Genomic DNA, 22157 nt, shown 5'->3' with positions numbered 1-22157 from the left:
CCGGTCGCGCGTTCTTGCATCCGCGAGCTACGGTGCAGCGGGCAAGATGGCTGTTGGAAGGAGCACGTCGGGTATGTCCGTCGCTGAAGACGGCAACGAGCAGGAGCAGCCGGGCGAAACGCCGCGGCGTGCGGACCGGTCGGCTCGGCATCGCGTCCCGCCGACGGCCTCCGCGACCGCGAAGGTCCCCCTCCTGCCTCAGCCGTTCAACCCGGCGAAGCCGACGTTCCCGGCGGGTGCCGCGATCCCCCGCCAACGCCGTGGCGGCCCCACCGCGGTCGCGACCGCCTCGATCCCGGTCGTTCCCGTCACCGACGACGAACCGGACTTCTTCGCCGGCTTCGCCGACGACGATGACGCCCCGGCCGCCGAGGAGGCCGTTGCCGCCGATGTATCCGGCGGTGGGTCGGGCGGCGTGCCGGGCGGCGTTGTCGTGGCTGACGCCGACGGCATGGACGGCATGGACGGCATGGACGGCATGGACGGCATGGACGGCATGGACGGCATGGACGGCATGGACGACCCTGCCACGGTCGGCACGCTCGCCGGCGAGATCAGGGCGAGCACGGCCGAGCCGCTCGCCGCCCGCCCCGCCGCGGAACCGGTCGCACTGGGCAAGCCGTCCGCCGAGGCGCCCGCCCTGATGGATCCGGCCGAGTTCACCGCCGCCGCTGTCGCCGCCGACCCCGTCCCCGCCGCCCCGGCCGTCGCGGCCGCTCCCGTGGTCGCTCCCGTGGTCGCTCCCGTGGTCGCTCCCGTGGTCGCGGACACTCCAGTGGCCGTCACCGCTCCGGTCGTCGCGGGTGCGCCGGTCGCCGCGGGTGCTTCCGTGGTCGCGGGTGCTTCCGCTACCGCCGGCGACGGCGAGCCGGTCGCCGCGCCGGATCCGCAGCCGGTCGGGGTGGCGCCGGTCGTGGTGACCGCCGACGACTCGCCGACCGTCGCCGACTACGTGCCACCGGCCATCGCCATCGTCACCGACGACCCCGTCGATGAGGACGGCCCCGACTACCGCGGCTCCCGGCGCCGGGTCGCCGCGTGGCGCCGGTACCCGGTCGGCGCGGTCGCCGTGGCCGTCCTGATCCTCCTGGTCACCGCGGCCGTGGTCCTGCAGCTGGTGCGCAGCACCGGCGACCCGCCGGCCCCGGTGTCGGCGAACGCCAGCCCCCAGCAGTTCCCCGGCGTGGGTGGCCTGCCTGAGCTGACCAAGGACGCCAGCTCGCCGTCGCCGTCCGGCGGCGCCTCCGCGGCGAGCGCGTCACCGAGCCGGTCGCGGTCCTCGGCCCCGGCCGCCCCGCCGCCGAGCGCCTCGCCGTCGAAGTCCGCCACGTCCTCGCCCCCGCCACCTCCGGTGATCAGCGGCCAGCTGCGCGGCGTCGGCTCGGCCAAGTGCCTGGAGTACCGCGCCGGCGAGGGCAACCGCGCCGTCATCGACAACTGCGACCCCCGCGGCTCGGGCCGCACCAACCAGCGCTGGACCTTCCACTCCGACGGCACCGTCCGCGCCGATGGCGGCTGCCTCGACGTCCTGAACGCCGGCACCGCCAACCAGACCCCGGTGCGCCTCTTCACCTGCAACGGCACCTCCGCCCAGCGATGGACCGTCCGCGCCGACGGCACCCTGCAGAACGTCAACTCCAGGCGCTGCCTCGACGCCCAGAACGGCGGCACCGGCGCCGGCACCCCCATCATCATCTGGGACTGCACCGGAGCCCCGAACCAGCGGTGGACCATCCAGGCGTACTGACGCCACCCTGTCACCGCCGGTCAGAAGAAGCTCAGCCCCGGCAGCAGCTGCCCGGCTGCCACAACGATCCGTCCGGCGTCGCGATGAGCGTCCGCCAGCTCATCCGCCCCCGTCTCAACCCCGGCGCCCGACGGATATTCGAGTTCGTTGCGCCGTCTGCCGAGCGCTCCGAACGAGCGGAACCCGTCGCCGAACTGTGCCCGCACGGCCTGCTCGACGGCGTAATGGCCGCCCTGGCTCGTCGGACGCAGACCCTGCTGAGCGAGGAGCGCGGTGCACGCAAAACGAGCCGCGTCGTATGCCAGCGTGAAGCTGCTGTCCGGGTCGTCGTGGCTCAGCGCGTGCGCCGACGCGAGCGACCGGCGGGCCTTCAGCAGGAGCGGCTCGCCATTGGCCTCCGCGCCCTGCACCTTCTGCAAATCGTTGGCGTGCACAAGCTTCTCGATGACTGCTGCGCCCTTCAGCCACCTGGTCATGGCGGGACTCCTCGGTCCGGTTGCGCCGCGGGCTATTCGGCGGGGGATGGGATGACGGTGACGATCGGTGATGCCTGGATCTGCTGGACCAGTGCGTCGGAGGCATCCTGCCACTGAGCACGGGAGCGCACCGTCGGGTTGACCGGGAGGCCGAGTGTGTCCTGTGCCACGTCGGCCGCGGCGTACACGTCGGCGCGGGCCGGTGAACCGATGACCAGCACGTCGACGTCGTTGGGCGGCGGGCCGGGGTGGCCGAGATACCGGGCCGCCCACGAGCCGTAGATATGGACGCTGTCGACACCGGCGAGGCCCTGGAACGTCCGTCCGACGATCGCCGGGGGACCGAAGGAGATGGTCAGCAGGCGGGTCAGGGCCTCTGCGGCAGGGTGGTCGGTGGCGGCCCTGAGCATGCGGGAGCGGCCGATCGACCGGTCGCGCAGCAGTCCGGCGTCGACGAGGCGCTGCACCTCCCGCTGCGTGGTGGACAGCGGCACCCCGAACCTGGTGGCGAGTTCGGTCATCGGATATTCGGCCGTCGGGTGGAGGTAGAGCCAGGTCAGCAGCTCGGCCTGGTGCTGCGAACGGAACAGCGGCAGCAGGTCAGGCGCCTTACTACGCATAAACGCAATATATCTCCCGTTTAAGGGGAGCGTTGGGTCAGGCGGCTTCGGCCAGCGGCGTGGCGGGCATCGCGTCGAGGGCGCCGCGGAGGTCCTGGGTGCGGTCCGGGTCCGAGGGGACGGTGACCGTGAGGTCCGGGGTGGGGCGGGCCTCGGCGGCGCGGGTGTTCTTCGTGCGCTGCTGCGGCACGCGGCGCTTCTTGCGGGTGATCGTGGAGGCGACGATCGCCGACTGGCGGGCCGCGTCGAGGGTGTCGCGCACCTCGGCGGCCTCCGAGGCGACCTCCTCGGCCTCATGAGCCAGGGCGTGGGCGGCGACGACCGCCACGTCGGCGGCATTGACGGCGGCGCGCTCGGCCGCGGCGGCGGCGTCATACAGGCGGCGGGCCCGGCTCTCGGCGGAGCGGCGCAGCTCGATCTCGCGGGCCTGCAGCTCGTGCAGCGGGTCCCAGCCGGAGGCGCCGCGGAAGACCGACTCGAGGGCGTCGACGGTGATGTCGCCGCGCTTGAAGGCGGCCAGGGCGGCCCGGGAGATCTCGCGCTTGTCCTCTTCCTCCGCGTCGGTCGGGGCGTCCGGGTCGGCGGCGGAGGCGGCGCGCAGGGCCTCCTCGTAGGCCTTCTGCGCGACGTCGAACATGCTCCAGGCGACCTCGCGGGCCTGCTGTGCGGCGAGGGCGCGGGCCTGGGCCTCGACGACGTCGAGCTGGGCGCGCTTGGCGGCGGCGGCGGTCGCGGCGGCCTGGCGGATCAGCTCGCCGGCCTCGACGCGCAGGCGGGCCCGCTCGGCGGGGCTGAGGCTGGCGTCGGCCTTGGCGACCTCGGCGCGGTGCTCAGCCCGGTCGATGCGGTGCAGGCTCCAGCGGGACAGGACGGCGGCGAAGATGATGAACAGCACGATGACGCCCATCAACGCGGCCCACAGCACGAAGGCGCCGGTGACGGGGTCGAGGCCGAGGATGCCCCGGCCGCCGTCGAGGGTCCAGGGCAGACCGGTTTCCGAGGATGACCCGAGCGTGGCGGGTGCGGAAAGAGCCACGGCGCGACCTCCGGCTGTGCGTGTCGCTACAGCGTAATGGTCATGACCTGGGTCGAGCGACCCATTGAAGTGTGACAATCCGACGAAATGCCGGCCACGGATTGTCGCGGTCACGCTGAAAATGGCCGGTCAGCAGGGGTGAGCCGAGTCTAAACGGTGATGATCATCACGACGTTGTCCGTTACTTGTCACCAGAACGTGACCGTGAACGGTAATTCAGGTGTCCCGCTGCCGGGGGATCGCTACCGTGCGCACCATGTGCTTGCGTGTCGTGCTTTCGCCGCCCATCCGCTAGCGGGCAGGCGAAGGAAACGTTTCCCCGGTGAAGGTCCCGGGGTGATGACGGCTGCCCGCATTTCGTGAAGGTGCCAATTCTCACGACAATTCGGGAGTCAAGTACAAATGGGACATAATGTCACCCTGTCCGTTGGACGAGGGTTGTGCTTCATCGCGTTCGCGGCCGTTGCGTGGGGGGTCGGAGGGTTCGTCGCGGCCGTCCTGTACGACCACAGCGGGCTGGGCCCGATCGCGGTCACGTTCTGGCGGTACCTCGGCGGCCTGCTGCTGCTCGTGGCCCTGCGGCCGTTCGGCAGGCGGGACAGCGGCGCGCCGCGCGGCAGGCGGGACGGTGGCGCGCCGCGCGGCAGGCGGGACGGTGGCGCGCCGCGCGGCAGGGCCCGGCTCGTCCTCAACGGGCTGGGCATGGCGCTCTACCAGACCACGTACTACGTGGCGATCGACCTCGCCGGCGTCGCCGTCGCCACGGTCGTCGTCCTCGGATCCGGGCCGGTGCTGGTCGCCCTCGGCGCGCGGGTCTTCCTCGGCGAGCGGCTCGGCCGCGCCGGCGCCGCGATCATGGCGGTGTCGCTGGCCGGGCTGGTGTTGCTGACGGGTGCGGCCGGCGGTGGGCGCAGCCCGATCCAGGGACTCGCGGTGGCGCTCGTGTCCGCCGCCGGGTACGCCGCCGTCACGCTGCTCAACCGGGCCTCGAAGGACGACCCGTACGACTCGGCGCTCGGCGGCTTCGCGGTCGGCTCCGTGGCCCTGCTGCCGCTCGCCCTGGCCGAAGGGCTGCTGCCCATCCGCGGTGACGCCGGCGAGACGATCGGCCTGCTGGCGTTCCTCGGCGCGGTGCCGACCGCCCTGGCCTACGCGCTGTTCTTCGCCGGCCTCACCGTGGTCAGGGCCACGACCGCGGCGGTCGTGGCCCTGGTCGAGCCGGTCGCCGCGGTCGCCCTCGGCGTCCTGGTCCTGCACGAGCCGCTGACCGGGTGGTCAGCGGCCGGTGCCGGACTGCTGCTGCTGTCCGTGGTGCTGCTCACCGCCACGGAGAGCCGGCGGGCGGCGCGGGACCGCACCGCACCGCCGGCCGCCACCGACGGTCAGCGGGCGCGGCGCAGCCGCACCACGGCGGTGACCGCGAACGCCCCCGCCGCGACGGCCGCGGCGAGCCCCCACCACCACAGGTGGGAGGACGGCGGCGGCGCCGGCGGCGCCGACCTGGACACGGACGGCGGCGGGGACTGCGCCGGCCGGGCCTCCACCACCGACGTGGCCTTGACCGGGTCCGCACCCGGGCCGGCGACCACGACGGTCCACGTGCCCGGCGCGAGGACCGGGCCCGAGGTGTAGAAGCCGCGGCCCTCCGCCGCGGGGTTGAGCTGCACCGGGCCGACCGTCCGGCCGCCGGCCGCGGTGGCGGTCAGCACCAGCCGGAGGTCGCCCTCGGCGGGGCGGCCGTCCGCGCCGAACGCGCGGACGGTCACCCCCTCAGCGCCGTCCCCGGCGACCTCGAGCGAGAGGTCGCCGGGGGCGAGCCCCAGCATCGCGAAGGCCAGGAACGCGACGAGCACCTTCACAGTTTGCCGTTCTTCTTCAACCGGTCCGGGTCCTCGCCGAGCCGGCCGGTGCCCTTCAGCGACTTGCCGGCGTTGGCCTGTACACCGGCGTTGTTCGGCGGGGTACCGCCGAGCCGCACCGTCATCGCGTCCGCGTCGCGGATGAGGGTGTCACGGACCTCCGCCTCGGGCACGAGCTTGGCGGTCAGCAGGCCGCGGAAGGTCGCGAGCTCCTTCAGCGCCTTCGTGTCGAGCTCGCTCGCCTCCGCCTTGCGGGCCTTGGCGAGCTGGTCGGACAGCTGCGTGTACGCCTTGTTCGTCAGCCGGCTCGTGGCCTTGAACCGGTCGAGGAGGTTCTGCATGTCCCGGAACGACGTGGTCACGAAGAACCGGACCGTGCTGGTGGTGGCGTTGCCGGCGTTGTCGGTGCCGACCACGACCAGCTCGTGCAGGCCGAGGTCGAGCTCGTACATGGCCTGCAGCGTGCCGGTCTGGTACGCGGCGCCGTCCAGCGAACCGGTGACCGACCGGATGCCGGAGACCGGGTCGACGGCCTGCCAGGTGACGCGGACGTCCTGGCTGTCGCCGTAGAGCTGGCCGTCGGCGAGGCCGGCGACGATGACCGTCGGCGCGGTGCCGTCGATCTTCAGGATCGCCGACTTGAGCGTCTCGGCGTTGCCGGCCGCGTCGGTGGCCCGGTAGAGCAACTCGTGCTGGCCGTTGCCGGTCACGGTGACCGGCGTCGTGTACGGCGTCCACGGGCCGCCGTCGAGCGACCACTCCACCTTCGTCACGCCGGCGCCGGCGTCGGTGGCGGCGAGCGTCACCGGGGTGGCGCCGTTGTGCCAGCCGGCGTCGCTCGCCGGTGCGAACGCCGCCGTGGTGACCGGCGCGGTCGCGTCGATCTTCACGGTCGCCGCCTGCACAGCCGCGACGTTGCCCGCCTTGTCCGAGGCGCGGTACCTGACGGTGTGCGTGCCGTCCCCGCTGACCGCGACCGGTGCCGTGTACGCCGTCCAGGTGCTGTCGGCGTCGAGCTGGTACTCGACCTTGTCGACGCCGGAGCCGCCCGCGTTGTCGGTCGCCGCGAGGGTCACGGTGACCGGGCCGGTGTACCAGCCGGCCGCCGGCGGGACGTCCGCGGAGACGGTGGACGTCACCGTCGGCGCGGTCGTGTCCACCGCGGCGGTGCTGAGGTGGAAGTAGTCGAACGCCGCCGGCTTCGACGCAGTCTGCCCGGCGCCGAGGGTGTACAGCCCCACCTTGGTCCCGGTCGCCACCGCCGCGTTGGTGAGCGTCTCGAACGGGGTGTAGGTGACGCCGTCCGCCGAGTACGAGGCGGTGTAGACGTTGCCGGCCCTGGCCAGCCGCAGGTGCCAGACCGCGGCGGTCAGGTTGTTCGCCCCGGGCTGCGGGTTCTGCACGGCCCCGCCGATCTCGCTGCGGAACTCGATGCGCCGCGTGACCGGCTGGCCCGGCTGGTTGTCCGCGACGAAGTCGAGCTTGACGTAGTTGTCGTCGTCGCCGTACACGATCAGGCCGCCCTGCTGGTACTGCTCGTTGAACAGCGAGCCGTCGACCTTCGTCTCGATCGTGAAGTCACCCGCGGGCGCCTTCTGCAGGATGAAGTTGGCCGGGTTGGTGCTGCCGGTGCCGTAGATGTCGCCGTTGGGCACGTCGAGCTGCAGGGCGCCGTTCGCGACCCGGTACTTCGTGGTGTCCTCCCGCACGATCGCGTTCCACCGGCAGTGGTCCAGCGTGGACCCGGTGAACTCGTCGTCCGGGGAGAGCCCGGCGGGCGGCTCGTCGGGGGCGAGCTGGAAGTAGTCGAAGCTCGCGTTGACCACCGGCGCGGTGGTGCCGCCGTTGAGCGCGAACAGGCCGACCTTCGGGTTGGCGATGCCCGCGAGGGCCGCCGGGCGTCCGACCGGGACGAACGTGGTGCCGTCCGCGGAGTAGAACGCGGTCAGGTTGGTGCCGTCGGAGGCGATCCGCACGTAGTACGTGTCACCGGCCTGGGCATTGATCGCGTCGGCGCTCTCGTTGCGTGGCGTGCCGGCGGTCTCCCGGATGAACTCGACCCGGCGCGAGCCGTTGTAGAGCAGGTCGACCTTGGCGTAGTTGTCGTCGTCGCCGTAGACGATCATGCCCGCCTGCTGGTAGTTCGCCGTGACCGGCAGCGTGACCTTCGCGGTCGCCTGCCACGCACCGGACGGCGCCGGCTGCAGCACCAGGTTGGTCGCGTCGTTGCGGCTGCCGTACAGGTCACCGGCGGCCGTCGGCAGGATCAGCGACCCGCCGGCGACGGAGAACGTCTGGTTCTCCCGCACGACCGTCCACTTCGTCCGGTCCAGACCGGACCCGGGGAAGTCGTCGGAGCGCGCGCCGAAGCACGACGTGTTGGGCGTCTCGGCCCGCACCACGACGCTGCTGTACCCCTTGGCGCCGCGGGCGTCGGTGACGGTCAGCGTCGCGGTGAACGTCCCCGGCGCGGTGTAGGTGTGGCCGGCGTCGGCCGTCGTGGCCGTGCCGCCGTCGCCGAAGTCCCACGCGTAGGTGAGCGGGGTGTCGCCCTCGGCGTCGGTCGCCGAGCCGGTGAACGCCACGGTGAACGGCGCCGTCCCGGTCGCCGGGGTGGCTGCCGCGGTGACCACGGGCGGCGCGTTGTCCGTCACGCCGCGGCCGATGAAGTCGACCCAGTTGACGTTGTACCCGGCGCCGGATCCGGTGGCGATGAAGTACAGCGGCCCGGACGAGGTGCTGGGCGTGACGTCGACCGTCAGGTCCACATAGGACTGCCAGCCGCCGGTGCCGGGCACCGCGACGGATCCGACGACCGGCCCGTCCAGGGCGCCGGTGCGGATCTGGATCGTGCCGCCGCTGGCGTTGTTGCTGGCGGCGCGGATGCGCAGCCGGCTGATGCCGGTGAGGTTGGCCGGCGCGAAGGAGAACCAGTCGCCCTCCTCGACGAAGCCGATGTTCTGGAAGCCGCCCTGCGAGTCGCCGGTGGTCTCCGTGCGCACGCCCGGGTCGCCGCCGGCGGTGGAGCCCGGCACCCGCCCGGTGGCCGCGAAGTACTCGGCCTGCTTGCGCTTGGGCTGCAGCTGGACCAGCGACCGCCCGGTCAGCGGGCCGGCCCCGCCGGCGCCACCCTTGTCCACATAGGACGCCTCGATGACGGCGAAGACGTCGGCGTCGGCGCCGTGGCCGCTGGCCAGCGACGTCTGGACGGTGCCGCCGCAGCCGGTGTACTGGTTCAGCGGGTGCGCGTGCTCGTCGTGCCCCAGCAGGTACTGGACCTGCACCTTCGAGCAGTCGACGACGCCGTCCTCGGGGTCGGTCACGGTCACGGTGAACGCGACCTGGTCGCCCCACTCGTAGAAGCCGCCGTCCGGCGGCAGCGTGATGGTGACCGCCGGGGCGGTGTTGCCGACGGTGACGGGCACGTTCGCCGTGGCGCTGCGCCCCTCGGAGTCGGTGACGGTCAGCTGTGCGGTGAAGTTGCCGTTGGTGGTGTACGTGTGGGTCGGGTTCGCCTCGGTGGACGTGCCGCCGTCGCCGAACGACCAGGCGTAGGTGATCTGCTGCCCGTCCGGGTCGCGCGAGCCGGCGCTGGAGAAGTGCACCGCCAGCGGCGCGGTCCCGCTGGTCGGCTCGGCCGCGGCCTGCGCGATCGGGGCCCGGTCACCGGCGATGTAGCCGATGCGGTAGACGCCGGAGTCGTCGTTGTTGCCGCCGAAGCCGGTGCCCCACTCGATGAGGTAGAGCGCGCCGTCGGGGCCGAACTCCATGTCCATCGGGCGGATCGTGCTCATGCCGGCGAGCGCCTGGTTGATGTCCACAAGGGACCTGCCATCGGCGCTGACCTGCATCGTGTAGAGCTTGTTCTGGTTCCACTCGCCGAAGATCGCCTTGCCGTCGTAGTACGTCGGCCACTTGATCTCCGAGGTGGAGCCCGCGTCGTACCGGTAGACGGGGCCGGCCATCGGCGCGCCGCCGCCACCGATCTCGGGAAAGCGGGGGTTGCCGTCGTAGTCGTAGTCGACGGTGGCCGCGATCACCGGCGGCAGGTTCGTCAGGCCGGTGTTGTTGGGCGAGTTGTTGACCGGCGCGGCGCAGTCGAACGCCGGTCCGGCCGGGCCGGACGGGAAGGTCCAGTCCCGGTACGGCACGTTCGCGCCGGTGCAGTACGGCCAGCCGTAGTTGCCGGGCTGCCCGACGATGTTCCACTCGACGGTGTTGCCAGGGCCGCGGTTGGCGTTGGCCTGCGCGGCGTCCGGGCCGTAGTCGCCGACGTAGAGCGTGCCGGTCTTCGGGTCGACGCCGATGCGGAACGGGTTGCGGAAGCCCATCGCGTAGATCTCGGGGCGGGTCTTCGCGGTGCCGGCCGGGAACAGGTTGCCCGCCGGGACCGTGTACGTGCCGTCGGCCTGCGGCGTGATCCGGATGACCTTGCCGCGCAAGTCGTTGGTGTTGCCGGAGCTGCGCTGCGCGTCGTGGTCCTGCCGGCCGGCCCGCTCGTCGAGCGGCGCGTAGCCGTCGGACTCGAACGGGTTGGTGTTGTCGCCGGTGGCGAGGTACAGGTTGCCGGCGCTGTCGAACGTCATCGTGCCGCCGGCGTGGCAGCAGGTGTTGCGCTGCGTGTCGACCTGCAGCAGCTGCTTCTCGCTGCCGAGGTCCAGCGTGTCACCGACGGCCGTGAACCGGCTCAGCACGTTGCGCGGCCCGCCGCCGTTCGGCGCGTAGTACAGGTACACCCAGTGGTTCTGGGCGAAGCCCGGGTCGAGCGTGATGCCGAGCAGCCCGTCCTCGTTGCCGGTGAAGACCGGGACGGTCGCGGCGGTGACGGTGGTGTGCGTGTCGGGCCTGACGATCTGCACCCGCCCGTCGCGCTCGATGTAGAAGACCCGCCCGTCGGGCGCGACCGCGAGCTCCATCGGGTTGTTGGTGTTGCTGTCCAGCGTCGTCTTCTCGAAGCCGCTGGTCAGCGAGGCGCTGCAGTCGGCCTTGAGCACGCCGGCGGCCGTCTCGATGCCGCCGAGCAGGTGCGACAGGAACTGCGGGTCCGAATAGGACTCCTGCGTGTGGCCGGCTCCGGTGTACCAGGAACGCCCGCCGTCGTAGTCGCGGCACCAGGCGAACGGGTGGTCCGCCCCCATCGCCCCGGTCCCGGGCGTGTAGCTGGTCTCGTCCAGGCTGGCCAGGACGTGCACCTTGGCGCGGGGGTTGGCGCGGAAGTTGTACCACTCGTCGAACCGGCTCCACCGGTCCGGCAGGTCCTTCGTGGACGGATGCGCGGGGTCCTCGATCTTGATGGTGGCCTGCTGCTGCGCCGGATGGCTGGTGAAGTAGGCGCCGACGAGCTCGCCGTACCACGGCCAGTCGTACTCGGTGTCGCTCGCGGCGTGCACACCGGCGTAGCCGCCGCCGGCCTTGATGTACCGCTCGAACGCGGCCTGCTGGCCGGCGTCGAGCACGTCACCGGTGGTGGACAGCCACACGACGACCTCGTACCTGGCGAGGTTGGCGTCGGTGAACGCGGCCGCGTCCTCGGTCGTGTCGACGGTGAAGCCGTTGGCGGCGCCGAGCTGCTGGATGGCGGTGATGCCGGCGGGGATGGCGTCGTGCCGGAACCCGGCGGTCTTGGAGAACACCAGCACGTCGAACGGTTCGACGGCCTGCGCCTGCGGGACGGCGGGGGTCTGGACGGGACTCTGGATCGGGGCGGCCTGGGCGGCGGTGGGGATGGTGACCGCCGCGGTCGCGGTGAGGGATATCGCGGCGAGGCTGAGAAGCGCGCGGGACGCGCGCCGGCGAGTGGTGACCACGGAGCTCCTTGTGCGGGGTGGACACAGGACGCTGCGCGCAGCGGCTCGCCGAAGACGCTGAGCGGACGGGACCGGTCGTCTCCCGCCGAGGAGCCAACCGGTCCGTGCGTAGTTCGTTGCGTTACCTAACAAACTAGCCGCGTGAGCCGCCCCGGGGAAGAGCCGTGTCCGGGTCAGGCCGGTCCGCGGTCATCGACGTCTCGCTGTGCGTCGCGTCGCTGCTGGCGGCGGTCGCCGGCCTGGCCCTCCGCCGTCCCCGGTCCCCGGTCCCCGGTGACCGGTGGCGGGTGGCCTGGCGGATGAGGGCCCGGGGGATCGAGGGTCCGGAGGGTTGAAGAACGAGCGTTCAGTACCGCAGCATGGACTGCATGGGTGAGCTTGTGGCGCTGCCCAAATCGGGCGACGTGTTCGAAGACGTGCGGGGCGACGACCGCACCATGCGGGTGACCTGTCACCCGATGCGCGGCACCGTGGTCGTGTCGCTGTGGGTGGACAAGATCTGTCGCGCGTCGTTCCAGTTGGCCGAGAGCGACCTGCCACGACTGCGGGCCGCCCTCGACACGATGGAGTTCAACGTGCCGCCGATGGTGGTCCGCGACGAGAGCGCCTGACGGGCGCGGCTCGGGCAGCGGCGGCTCGGGCAGCACCGGCTCCGGCGCTGCCCGCTGACGCATGAGGCCCGACCTCGACGGTGCGGACCTCCCCGGCTACGGCAGGTGCAGGACCGCGCTCGGTGACGGGTGCTCCAGCACGACCCGGCCGGGCTGCGGCACGCCGGTCTGCGGGTCCAGCTCCAGCAGCGTGACGGTGTCGGAGTGCTGGTTGGCCACCACGAGCGCGCCGTCGATCAGGATGAAGTGCCGGGGCCAGGTGCCGCCGGTGGAGACCTCGTCCAGCGGGGACAGGCCCTCCCCGGTCACCGCGAACGTGGTGATGGTGTCGTTGCCCCGGTTCGCGACGTACAGCCGGGTGCCGTCGGGCGAGAGGAGCAGCTCGCTGGGCAGGTTGTCGCCCGCGGGCGGGACCAGCGCCGACGCCCGCACGTCCAGCACGTCGAAGCCGGGGCTGTAGGTGGCCACGGTCGAGGCCAGCTCGTTGGCGACGAACACGCGGCCGTCGGGGTGCAGCACGAGGTGCCGCGGGCCGCTGCCCGGCGGGGTCGTGGACGTGACGCGCTGCCGGTGCAGGGTCCCGCCGGCCGCCAGCCGGTAGTGGACGATCTCGTCCAGGCCGAGGTCCACCACGTACACCAGATCGCCGCGGACGGTCACCTGGTGCGCGTGCGGCGCCGTCTGCCGGTCGGGATGGACGCTGCTGCCGGTGTGCTGGGCGAGGTCGGTGCGGGTGGTCAGGGCGCCGCCGGCGTCGACGGCGAACACGGACACGCTGCCGCCCTGGTAGTTGGCGGACAGGACGAACCCGTCGGTGACCGCGAGGTGGCACGGGGAGGCACCCCCCGTCGGCAGCGAGCCCAGCGGGGTGCCGTCGAGGCGGAACGCGGCGACGCGGCCCTCGTCCAGCTCGGCCACCGCGTAGATCACGCCCGTCGGGCCCGCGGCGAGGAACGACGGCGATGGCGTCCGGATCGGCGCGCCCGCAGGCTTGAAGTCATCGTCGAAGATCGAGATCTGGTCGGCGTAGGAGCCGATGAGCACTGGCACCCTACCCACCCTAACGGTCCCCGATGGTAGGGCCAGCACCACCACAAACAGCGGGGTTGCCCGGCTCGATCACCGGTCGGCGGGCCGCGAGGCTGGACCCATGACGCTCCTGGCCGACCGCACCTCCGACTTCACGACGCTGTCCAAGCACATCCGGGCGGCCGGTCTCCTCGACCGCCGGCCCGGGTATTACGCCCTGCGGTTCACCCTGGTGGGTGCCCTGTACGCCGGCGGGTGGGCCGCGCTCGCCCTCACCGGCTCGTCCTGGTGGGCGCTGCTGGTCGCGGCGGTGCTCGCCGTCGCCTACGCCCAGGTGGCGCTCGTCGCCCACGACCTGGCGCACAAGCAGGTGTTCCGCGGCCGGCGCGCCGCGGAGATCTCCGGCCTGCTGCTGGGCAACCTCGGCATCGGCATGAGCTACGGCTGGTGGATGAACAAGCACACCCGCCACCACGCCAACCCCAACCACGAGGAGCACGACCCGGACGTGGCGCCGGACATCCTGGTCTGGTCGACCCGGCAGGCGCGCGAGGCGAAGGGCCTGGCCCGGCTCGTCGGCGGCTGGCAGGCGGTGCTGTTCTTCCCGCTGCTGCTGCTGGAGGGGTTCAACCTGCACGTGTCCAGCGCCCGCGCGATCGGCAGGATCAAGCGCTCGAAGGTCGAGGGCTTCCTGCTGTACTGCCACTTCGTCGCGTACCTGGTCGCCGTCTTCGCGCTGCTCCCGCCGGGCGTGGCGGTCGCCTTCATCGCCGTGCACCAGGGGCTGTTCGGCCTGTACCTGGGCATGACGTTCGCGCCGAACCACAAGGGCATGCCCACTCTTACCGGCGACGACGAGCTGGACTTCCTGCGCAAGCAGGTGCTGACCTCCCGCAACGTGCGCGGCGGGGTCTGGGTCGACGTGCTGCTCGGCGGCCTGAACTACCAGATCGAGCACCACCTGTTCCCCAACATGCCGACCCCGAACCTGCGCAAGGCCCAGCCGATCGTGCAGCGGTACTGCGAGCAGATCGGGGTGCCCTACCTGTCCGCGACGTTCGTGGACTCCTACGCCCAGGCGCTGCGCCACCTGCACGCCGCCGGGGCGCCGCTGCGCGGCTGACCGGCTCGGGCTCCGGTAGCGTCGGGGCGTGGACGCACTGTCGCTCGCCGACTTCCGGGCCCGGGTCGCCGCCATGTACCTGTCCGATGTGGACATCGCCGGGTTCCGGGCGTTGCGCGACGAGCTGTTCGCGACCCACCCGCAGTCCGCGGCGCCCGGGCCGCTGCGGTACTTCCCGGCCGACCCGGCGTTCGCCGTGGTGGTGCCGATGGAGCCCGCCGGCGGTTCGATCGAGATCGCGACCGGCGGCGAGGACGGGGTGCTGCGCTACGAGCGCGTCGGGGTGCTGCCGACGCCGTGGGGGCGGCTGACGCTGTTCTGGCTGGCGGCGTACGGCGGCGGGCTGTTCCTGCCGTTCCGGGACGCCACCTGCGGCAAGGAGTCCTACGGCGCGGGCCGCTACCTCACCGACACCGTCAAGGGCACCCACGGCCGCGGCGTCGCGCTGGAGCCGGACGGCCGGGTGCGGCTGGACTTCAACTACGCGTACAACCCGTCGTGCGCATATAGCGATCTCTATCAGTGCCCGCTCGCGCCGTACGAGAACCGCCTCGACGCCGAGATCAGGGCCGGCGAGCGCACCTACCACTAAAGGCCGGCCCCCGTGCGGGAGCCGGCCCTTGTGGTGGTGCGTCAGCGGCCGCCGAGCAGCCCGCCGACGAGTGGGAGGTTGCCGCCCGCGATGCCGTTGAGCAGCGGCAGCCCGCCGACGACCGGCAGGGCCTCCTCGGCGGAGTGCCGCGGGCGGTAGGTGTCGGCGTGCCGCGGCGCGTACGTCTTCTCGGTGACCAGGGGCAGCTGGCTCGCCGCCTGGGGCAGCGCGCCGGTCGTCGGCACGAGGCGGTTCGCGACCGCGGTGGTGCTGACGCCGGGGGTCGGGCCGACGCCACCGATCACCGGGATGCCGGTGACCGAATCGTTCTTCAGCACGTCGCTGCCGCCGAGCGGCACGTCGCCGACCAGCGGCAGGCCGGTGCCCGCCTCGGCGCCCTGGACGCGCTGGACCTGCTGGCCGCCGGAGCGCCGGCCGCCACCGACCGGGATGGCGAGGTCGTCGACGGGCTTGAGCGTGCCCTGCACCGGCAGGCCGCCGACCAGCGGCAGCGCGCCCGTGCCGCCGCCGAGGCCGCCGACCAGCGGCAGGCCGCCGCCGGCGGTGTTGCCCAGCGGCAGGCCCGTCGCCTCGGAGCCGACATTGGGGAACGCGGTGCGGGTGTCGGCGATCGACGTGCCGCGCAGCGTGTCACCCGCCGCGACCGGGAGGCCGAACTGCTGCAGCGAGCCGACCAGCGGCAGCGCCGCGACGGAGTCCTCGGCCGGCAGGGTCCTGCCCGGCACCGCGGAGACGTTGGAGACCTTGCTGGACGTCGTGCGGGGCAGGCCCAGCATCTCGGTCGGCAGGAGGCTCAGCACGTCGGGCAGCTGCCGGCCGCCCGCCTGCGAGCTGCCGGCCGCACTCATGTCGATGCCCGAGCCGTGCGCCTCGAGCTGCAGCGACTGGTTGTTGGGACCCCCGGCGGGTGAGAAGAGATCGTCCAGCTGGCCGGGCACCAGGGCGTCATCGGCATGTGCGGCACCGGCACCGAGCAGCAAAATGCCGCCGGCCACACCGACGGTACCGACCGCCCGGCGAAACCACGTGTTCATCCTCGTAAACCAATCTGGTCGACAAATCCGATCGGCTGTTCAACGACCAACCCGGACAAAGTGACGCAGCAGTTGCCGATCGACCGGGGCATCGGAGGTTGGCGATCATCGTTAGGATCGTGCCGTGGAGTCCGAATCCTGGTTGATGCGCCGGCTCCGCAGCGGCCTTCCCCGCGCTCAGGCAATCACCCGTCCGTGGTCGCTGGAGCCCGCCGGCGACTCCCACCGGCCGCCCCGCCTGGCCGCCACGAAACGCATCGTCGTCATGGGCGACGACCCTCTCGCGTATCGCCTGATCGAGGAGCTGATCCACCAGTACGCGGTGCACGTCACCGCGATCCTGCCCAGCGTCGAGCGCCGGTACGGGCCCGACATCGCCCGCCTGCTGCGCGACCGCGGTGGCCGGGTCGTCGAGGCCGCCCACGCCGACCGGGACGTGTTCGAGCTGGCCGGCCTCGCCGACGCCGACGCACTCGCGCTGGTCAGGCAGGACGACATCGGCAACCTCGACGCGGCGCTGCAGGCCCAGGAGGTCAACCCCCGGCTGCGGCTGGTCATCCGGATGTTCAACCTGCGGCTCGGGCAGAGCGTCCGGCGCAACTTCGCCGATGCCCGCGTGCTGTCCGACGCGCAGATGGCGGCGCCCGCGTTCGTGTCGGAGGCGCTCGGCGAGGTCGCCCCGGTGCACGTCCGCGTCGCGCGCCGCACCCTCTTCGTGGCCCGGCGCTCCGAGGTGCGCGCCGAGGACGTGATCTGCGGCCTGGCGGTGACCGCCGGCGACGGCGAGCCGGTGCTGCTGCCGGCCGACCAGTCCGCCGCCGACCTCGTCCTGGCCGTCGCGACCGGCGAGCCGGTCAGCACCGTCGTGGCCCGCGAGGACGGCCCGGACAACGCGCCGGTGCGCCGCCGGCGGCGCTGGCGCTGGCTGCGCAACCCGTGGCGGGCGTACCGCGGGCTCGTCGGCCGCCGGCTCTGGACCACCGCGATGATCATGCTCGGCCTGCTCGCGGTCGGCACCGCCATCATCGCGCACTACAAGCAGACGTCCTGGTGGGACGCCGCGTACGTGACGCTGCTGTCCGAGCTGGTCGGCGCCGAGCCCGACCTGGAGGCGCGCTGGCCGGAGAAGGTGGTCACGGTCCTGCTCAGCCTGGTCAGCATCGCGCTGATCCCGGTCGTCACCGCCGCCGTCGTCGAGGCGGTCGTCAACGCCAAGCTGAACATCGCGCTCGGCCGGCTGCGCGAGCCGCTGTCGGACCACGTGGTGCTGGTCGGCCTCGGCAACGTCGGCACCCGGGTCATGCACGCGTTCGTCGACCTGGGCGTGCCGGTCGTCGTCATCGACCGCAACGAGAACGCCCGCGGCGCCCAGTCCGCCCGGGACCGGGGCGTGCCGTTCATCGTCGGCGACGCCAGCCGGATCGCCACGCTGCGGGCCGCGTCGGTGAGCACCAGCCGGGCGCTGGTCGTGGCCTCCACCGACGACCAGGCCAACCTGGAGGCGGCCCTGGAGGGGCGCGAGCTCAAGCCCGACCTGCGGGTCGTGCTGCGGCTCTTCGACGGCGCGTTCGCCGACCGGGTCCAGCGGGCGTTCGGCATCACCGCGTCGCGCAGCGTGTCCTTCCTCGCCGCGCCCGCGTTCGCCGCGGCGCTGCTGGAGCGCGAGGTGATCGGCACGATCCCGGTCGACCGGAAGGTGCTGTTGCTCGCCGAGGTGCCCGTCGTGGCCGGCTCCGACCTCGACGGCGGCCAGGTCGGCACGGCGCAGGACGTCGGCGAGGTCCGGGTGCTCGCGATCACCACCGAGGGCGGTCGGCAGACCGTCTGGGGCCCGCCGGCCAGCTACGTGCTGTGCGAGGGCGACCTGCTCATCGTGGTGGCGACCCGGCCGGGTCTGGGCAACCTTTTGGCCCAGACCGGCGGCACGGTCGACCCAACTCCCTGAGTTCCCGCCTCCTCCGCCCGGGATCCGTCGTTGAATGAGGCGGATCGCCCGATTTACCCCTAACAGTCCGGGCGGTCCCTTCGTGTGGACCATCGGGAGGAATGCGCTCATGCGCTCATACGCTTTGCTGGCGACCGGGGTGTGCGCCGCCGTCGCGCTCGCCGGGGCAGGGGTCGCCGCGGCGACGTCATTCGTGCCCGCACGACCGCCGGCGTCGGCGTTCGCGGCGCCCGCGCACGCCGACCCGGCCCCCGAGCCGTCGGGGATCCTGGAGGCCGTCACCGGCGGCGCCCTCGACCGCGCCACGACGTTCCGCTACCCCGGCGCCGACTACGTGAAGGTCCACTTCTCCCGGCTCCAGCTCGACCCCGGCGACACAGTCAAGGTGTCCGACGCGAGCGGCGGCGAGGTCCACCGGTACACCGCCGCGCAGCTGCAGCACGCGGACAACTGGACGATGTCGGTCTCCGGCGAGTCGGCCACGGTCACCGTGGAACGTGCCCGGACCGACCGGCTGGGCATCCGCTCGAAGCTCGCCGGCCTCGGCGTCACCGTCGACCGGGTCGCCCGCGGCCAGACGCCCGCCGAGCGCGCCGAGGCCGAGGCCAGGCGCAAGGCCGCCGCCGCGGCGCAGCGGCACGAGGAGAGCATCTGCGGCCACGACGAGAAGCGGGACGCCGCCTGCTACAAGTCGGCCGATCCCGTCGCGTACGCCAACGCCAGGCCCGTCGCGCGCATCCTCATCAACGGCGTCGAGCTGTGCACCGCGTGGCGGCTCGGCCCGAACAACCGCATGATGACCAACGCGCACTGCTTCACCACCACCCGCGAGGCGCGCAACACCGAGGTCTGGTTCAACTTCGAGTGCGCCCAGTGCGGCGGCGGCCCGACCCTGCGCCCGGTGAAGGTCATGGCCGACCAGGTCATCGCCACCGACGGCGTGCTCGACTACACCCTGTTCACGGTCCGCAACTTCGACGCGATCACCCGATTCGGCTACCTGCAGCTGGACGACCGCGCCCCGGTCCGCGGCGAGGAGCTCTACATCCCGCAGCACCCGCGCGGCATGCCGACCGTCATCAGCACGCACGACACCAGCGAGCGCAGCGGCAACTGCGCCGTGGCGAACCCGGCCTACGACGGCTACGACATCGACACCGACATGTCGTACTACTGCGACACCGACGGCGGCTCCTCCGGCTCGCCCGTCATCTCCCGGCGTACCAACAAGGTCATCGCCCTGCACCACTTCGGCGGCTGCCCCAACTCCGGCGTCCGCATGGACCACATCGCGGCCGACATCAGGGGCCTGGTGTAACGCTCCTGTGCAGGCCCTTTCGCAGGGTCGGGTAGCGTTTTCCGACATGCGGAACGTGCGCCCGGCCCTGTGGTTCGACCTGGTCCTCCTGGCACTCTTCGCGGCGGTCACGCTCGCCCTGGCCCTGCGCACCCCGCTGCTGTCGGTCGACCTCGCCGTCCGCGACTTCGTCGACGCGCACCGCCCGACCTGGGCGTACTGGACCGCCCGCGGGTTCAACTACCTCGGCCAGGGCGGCCAGGTGCTGACCCCACTCGCCGTGCTGACCGCGGCGTTCGTCGGCTGGCGCACCCACTCCGTGCGCCCGGCGCTGCCGGTCATCGGCGGATTCGTCATCACGTACCTGACGATCGGCCCGCTGAAGATCTGGACCGACCGCACCGCGGCCAGCGACCACAAGGTCACCCATCCCGAGTACCTGTTCCACGTCCCGACCGGCATGTCGTACCCGTCGGGCCACGTGGTCAACGCGATCGTCTGGTACGGGGTGCTCGCCATCCTCCTCGGCGGCCTGCTGCGCCCCGGCCACCTGCGCGCCGTCCGCTACGGCGCCCCGGCCGTCGTGCTCTTCACCACGACGTACCTGAGCTTCCACTGGGTCACCGACGGCATCGCCGCCATCTGCCTCGGCATCGTGCTGGACCGCATCCTGCAGCGGGTCCCCTGGGACAGGATCCCGCTGCCCGCCTGGTTCACCACCCGCGGCTGGTCCGGCCCGATCGGTCCGGCGGTGGCGACTCCACCCGGCTCTGAGCAGGCGGAGTCGCCGAGGTCGAGCCGGGCGGGTTAGAGCCAGGTGCCCGCGCGCATGACGCGGGTGACCCGCAGGGCGTCGTCGAGCAGGACGAGGTCGGCGCGCAGGCCGGGGCGCAGCGTGCCCAGCTCGTCGCCGAGGCCGATCGCGGCGGCGGGGGTGGCCGAGGCCATCCGGGAGGCGTCCACCAGGGACAGCCCGGCGCCGGCGGCGCGGCGGAAGGCGGCGTCCATGGTGAGGGTGCTGCCGGCGATCGAGCCGTCGCGGGTCAGGCGGGCCACGCCGCCGGCCACGGCGACGCCCTGGCCGCCGAGGTCGTATTCGCCGTCGGGCATGCCGGCCGCGGCCATCGCGTCGGTGATGAGGGCGGCGCGGCCGGACCCCGTGACCGAGACGGCGAAGGCGAGGGTGCCGTCGTGCAGGTGCACGCCGTCGGCGACGAACTCGCAGGTGACCGGGGCGGCGCCGAGCAGGGCGAAGACCGGGCCGGGCTGGCGGTGGTGCGGCGGGCGCATGCCGTTGAAGACGTGGGTGCCGACCGTCGCGCCGGCCTCGACGCCCGCGAGGGTCTCCTCCCAGGTGGCGTCGGTGTGGCCGATGGCGGCCACGACGCCGCGGGAGACGAGCAGCTTGATCGCGTCGAGGGCACCGGGCAGCTCGGGCGCGACGGTGACCATGCGCACCGCGCCCTCGCCGGCGTCGATGAGCGCGGTGAGCTCGTCGAGGGACGGGTCGCGCAGGTACGCCGGGTTCTGCGCGCCGCAGCGGGCCTGCGACAGGTACGGGCCCTCGAAGTGCACGCCGGCCAGCACGCCCTCGGCCACCAGCGGGGCGAACGCCTTGGTCGCGTCCAGCATCAGGTCCGGCGGCGAGGTGACGAGGCTGGCCAGCAGGGTCGTGGTGCCGTGGCCCAGGTGGTACGCGGCCGCGGTGCGGGCGGCGTCGGGGTCGCCGGTCGTGAAGGTGGCGCCGCCACCGCCGTGGACGTGGATGTCGACGAACCCGGGTACGACGGTCGCGTCGCCGGCGCTGCCTGACGGGGCCTGACCGACCTCGGCGATCCGGCCACCCTCGACCCGGACGAAGCCGTTGTCGATCACGCGGTCGCCCGCGATCACCCGTACGCTGGACACCACCGTCATCGCGTTCCTCCTGAGCTGTCTGAGCTGTCTGCGCTGTTGCTGGCCAGGCTGTCCAGTGCGAGCAGGGCGGCGCCGAGGCAGCCGGCCTCGTCGCCGAGCGCGGCGCGGGTGATGGTCGGCTCGCGGTGGAACGTCACGCGCGCGTGGACCCCTTCCCGCAACGGGGCCAGCAATGCCTCGCCCGCCTCGGCGAGGCCGCCGCCGAGGACGATGATCGCGGGGTCGAACAGCGCGATCCCGGTCATCAGGCCGTCGGCCAGGGCGTCGATGGTCTCCTGCCACACCGCGACCGCGGCCGGCTCGCCCTCGGCGGCCAGGCGGGCGACGTCCTCGGCGGTGGCGGTGCGGCCGGCGAGCTCGCCGTACCGGCGGCCGACCGCCGACGCGGAGGCGATCGACTCCAGGCAGCCGCGCTGGCCGCAGCCGCACTCGGGCCCGCCCGGGCGCACGACGATGTGGCCGATCTCGCCGGCCGCGCCGTGCGCGCCGGTGTAGACCTGCCCGTTGACCACGTTGGCCGCGGCGATGCCGGTGCCGATGGGGATGACCAGCACATACGAGTGGCCGCGCCCGGCGCCCAGGCGCGCCTCGGCGAGCCCGCCGGCGCGCACGTCGTGACCGAGGGCCGCGGGCAGCCCGAGGCGCTCCTCCAGCAGGGCCTTCAGCGGTACGTCGCGGAAGCCGACGTTCGCGGCCCAGACGGCGACGCCGTTACGCTCGTCGATCACGCCCGGCACGACCAGACCGGCGGCCCGCGGGTCGAGGCCCTTCTCCCGCGACGTGGCGGCGAGGCCCTCGGCGATGTCCAGGATCGTCGCGATGACCGCCTCGGGTCCGCGCTCGCGGCCGGTGGCGTGCCGCTCGGCGTGCAGGACCCGGTGCCGCGCGTCGCCTTCGGCGCCGACCAGCGCGCACTTGATCCCGGTCCCCCCAACATCGAGGGCTATCACGGTCTGCGTCATGCGTGGCTCGTCCTCGGGCTGATCGATGTGGCATGAAACTCGGCGGGTTCGCGCATCATTGCGCACTGTCGGGCAGGCTGG

General features: G+C 72.8%; 17 protein-coding genes. 9 read left to right on the top strand and 8 right to left on the bottom strand.

Annotated elements, in window-relative coordinates; genetic code table 11:
• The first annotated feature begins 73 nt into the window (after positions 1-73).
• Positions 74-1747 carry an RICIN domain-containing protein gene (locus AB0H83_RS25915; RefSeq protein WP_360098734.1) on the top strand — a complete coding sequence of 558 codons (1674 nt, stop codon included), beginning with the start codon at positions 74-76 and terminating at the stop codon, positions 1745-1747.
• Between the two features lie 20 nt (positions 1748-1767).
• Here the strand turns inward: AB0H83_RS25915 and AB0H83_RS25910 are convergent, their stop codons facing one another.
• From AB0H83_RS25910 to AB0H83_RS25900, 3 genes are read right to left on the bottom strand one after another with little or no spacing between them, the layout of a single operon-like run.
• Positions 1768-2223 carry a hypothetical protein gene (locus AB0H83_RS25910; RefSeq protein ID WP_360098732.1) on the bottom strand — a complete coding sequence of 152 codons (456 nt, stop codon included), beginning with the start codon at positions 2221-2223 and terminating at the stop codon, positions 1768-1770.
• Positions 2224-2255: 32 nt separating this feature from the next.
• Complete coding sequence (locus AB0H83_RS25905; RefSeq protein WP_360098730.1) at positions 2256-2843, bottom strand: winged helix-turn-helix domain-containing protein; 588 nt, start codon at positions 2841-2843, stop codon at positions 2256-2258.
• 37 nt (positions 2844-2880) lie between these two features.
• Positions 2881-3879 (bottom strand): hypothetical protein, encoded by a 999-nt coding sequence (locus AB0H83_RS25900; protein WP_360098728.1) that lies wholly within the window; start codon positions 3877-3879, stop codon positions 2881-2883.
• Positions 3880-4281: 402 nt separating this feature from the next.
• Between AB0H83_RS25900 and AB0H83_RS25895 the strand changes: the two genes are divergently transcribed.
• A complete protein-coding gene (locus AB0H83_RS25895) occupies positions 4282-5511 on the top strand; it encodes an EamA family transporter (protein WP_360098726.1) in 1230 nt (409 codons plus the stop codon).
• A gap of 223 nt (positions 5512-5734) precedes the next feature.
• Here the strand turns inward: AB0H83_RS25895 and AB0H83_RS25890 are convergent, their stop codons facing one another.
• Entirely contained in the window at positions 5735-11545 is a 5811-nt protein-coding gene (locus AB0H83_RS25890) for a ThuA domain-containing protein (protein ID WP_360098724.1), read from the bottom strand.
• 164 nt (positions 11546-11709) lie between these two features.
• Between AB0H83_RS25890 and AB0H83_RS25885 the strand changes: the two genes are divergently transcribed.
• Together AB0H83_RS25885 and AB0H83_RS25880 are read left to right on the top strand one after the other, a co-directional pair.
• Positions 11710-11880, top strand: coding sequence for a hypothetical protein (locus AB0H83_RS25885; RefSeq protein ID WP_360098722.1), 171 nt, complete (start codon positions 11710-11712; stop codon positions 11878-11880).
• A 33-nt stretch (positions 11881-11913) separates the two neighbouring features.
• Positions 11914-12156 (top strand): hypothetical protein, encoded by a 243-nt coding sequence (locus AB0H83_RS25880; protein WP_360098720.1) that lies wholly within the window; start codon positions 11914-11916, stop codon positions 12154-12156.
• Positions 12157-12252: 96 nt separating this feature from the next.
• Here the strand turns inward: AB0H83_RS25880 and AB0H83_RS25875 are convergent, their stop codons facing one another.
• Positions 12253-13206 carry a lactonase family protein gene (locus AB0H83_RS25875; protein WP_360098718.1) on the bottom strand — a complete coding sequence of 318 codons (954 nt, stop codon included), beginning with the start codon at positions 13204-13206 and terminating at the stop codon, positions 12253-12255.
• A gap of 100 nt (positions 13207-13306) precedes the next feature.
• On the opposite strand from AB0H83_RS25875, the gene AB0H83_RS25870 reads away from it, so the two are divergent.
• On the top strand, positions 13307-14308 hold the full coding sequence (locus AB0H83_RS25870) for an acyl-CoA desaturase (RefSeq protein ID WP_360098716.1): 1002 nt from the start codon (positions 13307-13309) through the stop codon (positions 14306-14308).
• 28 nt (positions 14309-14336) lie between these two features.
• Positions 14337-14900: a DUF1684 domain-containing protein gene (locus AB0H83_RS25865; RefSeq protein ID WP_360098714.1), complete on the top strand. Its 564-nt coding sequence runs from the start codon at positions 14337-14339 to the stop codon at positions 14898-14900.
• A gap of 41 nt (positions 14901-14941) precedes the next feature.
• On the opposite strand, the gene AB0H83_RS25860 is transcribed toward AB0H83_RS25865, so the two are convergent.
• Complete coding sequence (locus AB0H83_RS25860) at positions 14942-15955, bottom strand: hypothetical protein (RefSeq protein WP_360098712.1); 1014 nt, start codon at positions 15953-15955, stop codon at positions 14942-14944.
• A 124-nt stretch (positions 15956-16079) separates the two neighbouring features.
• Between AB0H83_RS25860 and AB0H83_RS25855 the strand changes: the two genes are divergently transcribed.
• The 3 genes from AB0H83_RS25855 (at position 16080) to AB0H83_RS25845 (ending at position 20008) form a co-directional block, all read left to right on the top strand.
• Positions 16080-17900, top strand: coding sequence for an NAD(P)-binding protein (locus AB0H83_RS25855; protein ID WP_360098710.1), 1821 nt, complete (start codon positions 16080-16082; stop codon positions 17898-17900).
• A 109-nt stretch (positions 17901-18009) separates the two neighbouring features.
• Positions 18010-19218, top strand: coding sequence for a serine protease (locus tag AB0H83_RS25850; RefSeq protein WP_360098708.1), 1209 nt, complete (start codon positions 18010-18012; stop codon positions 19216-19218).
• A gap of 46 nt (positions 19219-19264) precedes the next feature.
• Positions 19265-20008 carry a phosphatase PAP2 family protein gene (locus AB0H83_RS25845; RefSeq protein ID WP_360098706.1) on the top strand — a complete coding sequence of 248 codons (744 nt, stop codon included), beginning with the start codon at positions 19265-19267 and terminating at the stop codon, positions 20006-20008.
• Here the strand turns inward: AB0H83_RS25845 and nagA are convergent.
• Positions 20005-21114 (bottom strand): N-acetylglucosamine-6-phosphate deacetylase, encoded by a 1110-nt coding sequence (gene nagA / locus AB0H83_RS25840; protein WP_360098704.1) that lies wholly within the window; start codon positions 21112-21114, stop codon positions 20005-20007. The genes AB0H83_RS25845 and nagA overlap by 4 nt on opposite strands.
• Positions 21111-22076, bottom strand: a complete 966-nt coding sequence (locus tag AB0H83_RS25835; RefSeq protein ID WP_360098702.1) for an ROK family protein — start codon at positions 22074-22076, stop codon at positions 21111-21113. The genes nagA and AB0H83_RS25835 overlap by 4 nt, the downstream gene beginning before the upstream one ends.
• Between the last annotated feature and the right edge of the window lie 81 nt (positions 22077-22157).

The organism is Dactylosporangium sp. NPDC050688 (assembly GCF_040654515.1).
Classification (GTDB): domain Bacteria; phylum Actinomycetota; class Actinomycetes; order Mycobacteriales; family Micromonosporaceae; genus Dactylosporangium.
The sequence above is the reverse complement of the archived record's forward strand: the minus strand, read 5'-3'. Positions and strand labels throughout refer to the sequence as shown.

Coding starts and splice junctions, on each gene's coding strand:
- nagA (WP_360098704.1), bottom strand. CDS start 21,114: ATGACGGTGGTGTCCAGCGTACGGGTGATCGCGGGCGACCGCGTGATC.
- AB0H83_RS25905 (WP_360098730.1), bottom strand. CDS start 2,843: ATGCGTAGTAAGGCGCCTGACCTGCTGCCGCTGTTCCGTTCGCAGCAC.
- AB0H83_RS25870 (WP_360098716.1), top strand. CDS start 13,307: ATGACGCTCCTGGCCGACCGCACCTCCGACTTCACGACGCTGTCCAAG.
- AB0H83_RS25860 (WP_360098712.1), bottom strand. CDS start 15,955: ATGAACACGTGGTTTCGCCGGGCGGTCGGTACCGTCGGTGTGGCCGGC.
- AB0H83_RS25915 (WP_360098734.1), top strand. CDS start 74: ATGTCCGTCGCTGAAGACGGCAACGAGCAGGAGCAGCCGGGCGAAACG.
- AB0H83_RS25880 (WP_360098720.1), top strand. CDS start 11,914: ATGGGTGAGCTTGTGGCGCTGCCCAAATCGGGCGACGTGTTCGAAGAC.
- AB0H83_RS25835 (WP_360098702.1), bottom strand. CDS start 22,076: ATGACGCAGACCGTGATAGCCCTCGATGTTGGGGGGACCGGGATCAAG.
- AB0H83_RS25850 (WP_360098708.1), top strand. CDS start 18,010: ATGCGCTCATACGCTTTGCTGGCGACCGGGGTGTGCGCCGCCGTCGCG.
- AB0H83_RS25895 (WP_360098726.1), top strand. CDS start 4,282: ATGGGACATAATGTCACCCTGTCCGTTGGACGAGGGTTGTGCTTCATC.
- AB0H83_RS25910 (WP_360098732.1), bottom strand. CDS start 2,223: ATGACCAGGTGGCTGAAGGGCGCAGCAGTCATCGAGAAGCTTGTGCAC.
- AB0H83_RS25845 (WP_360098706.1), top strand. CDS start 19,265: ATGCGGAACGTGCGCCCGGCCCTGTGGTTCGACCTGGTCCTCCTGGCA.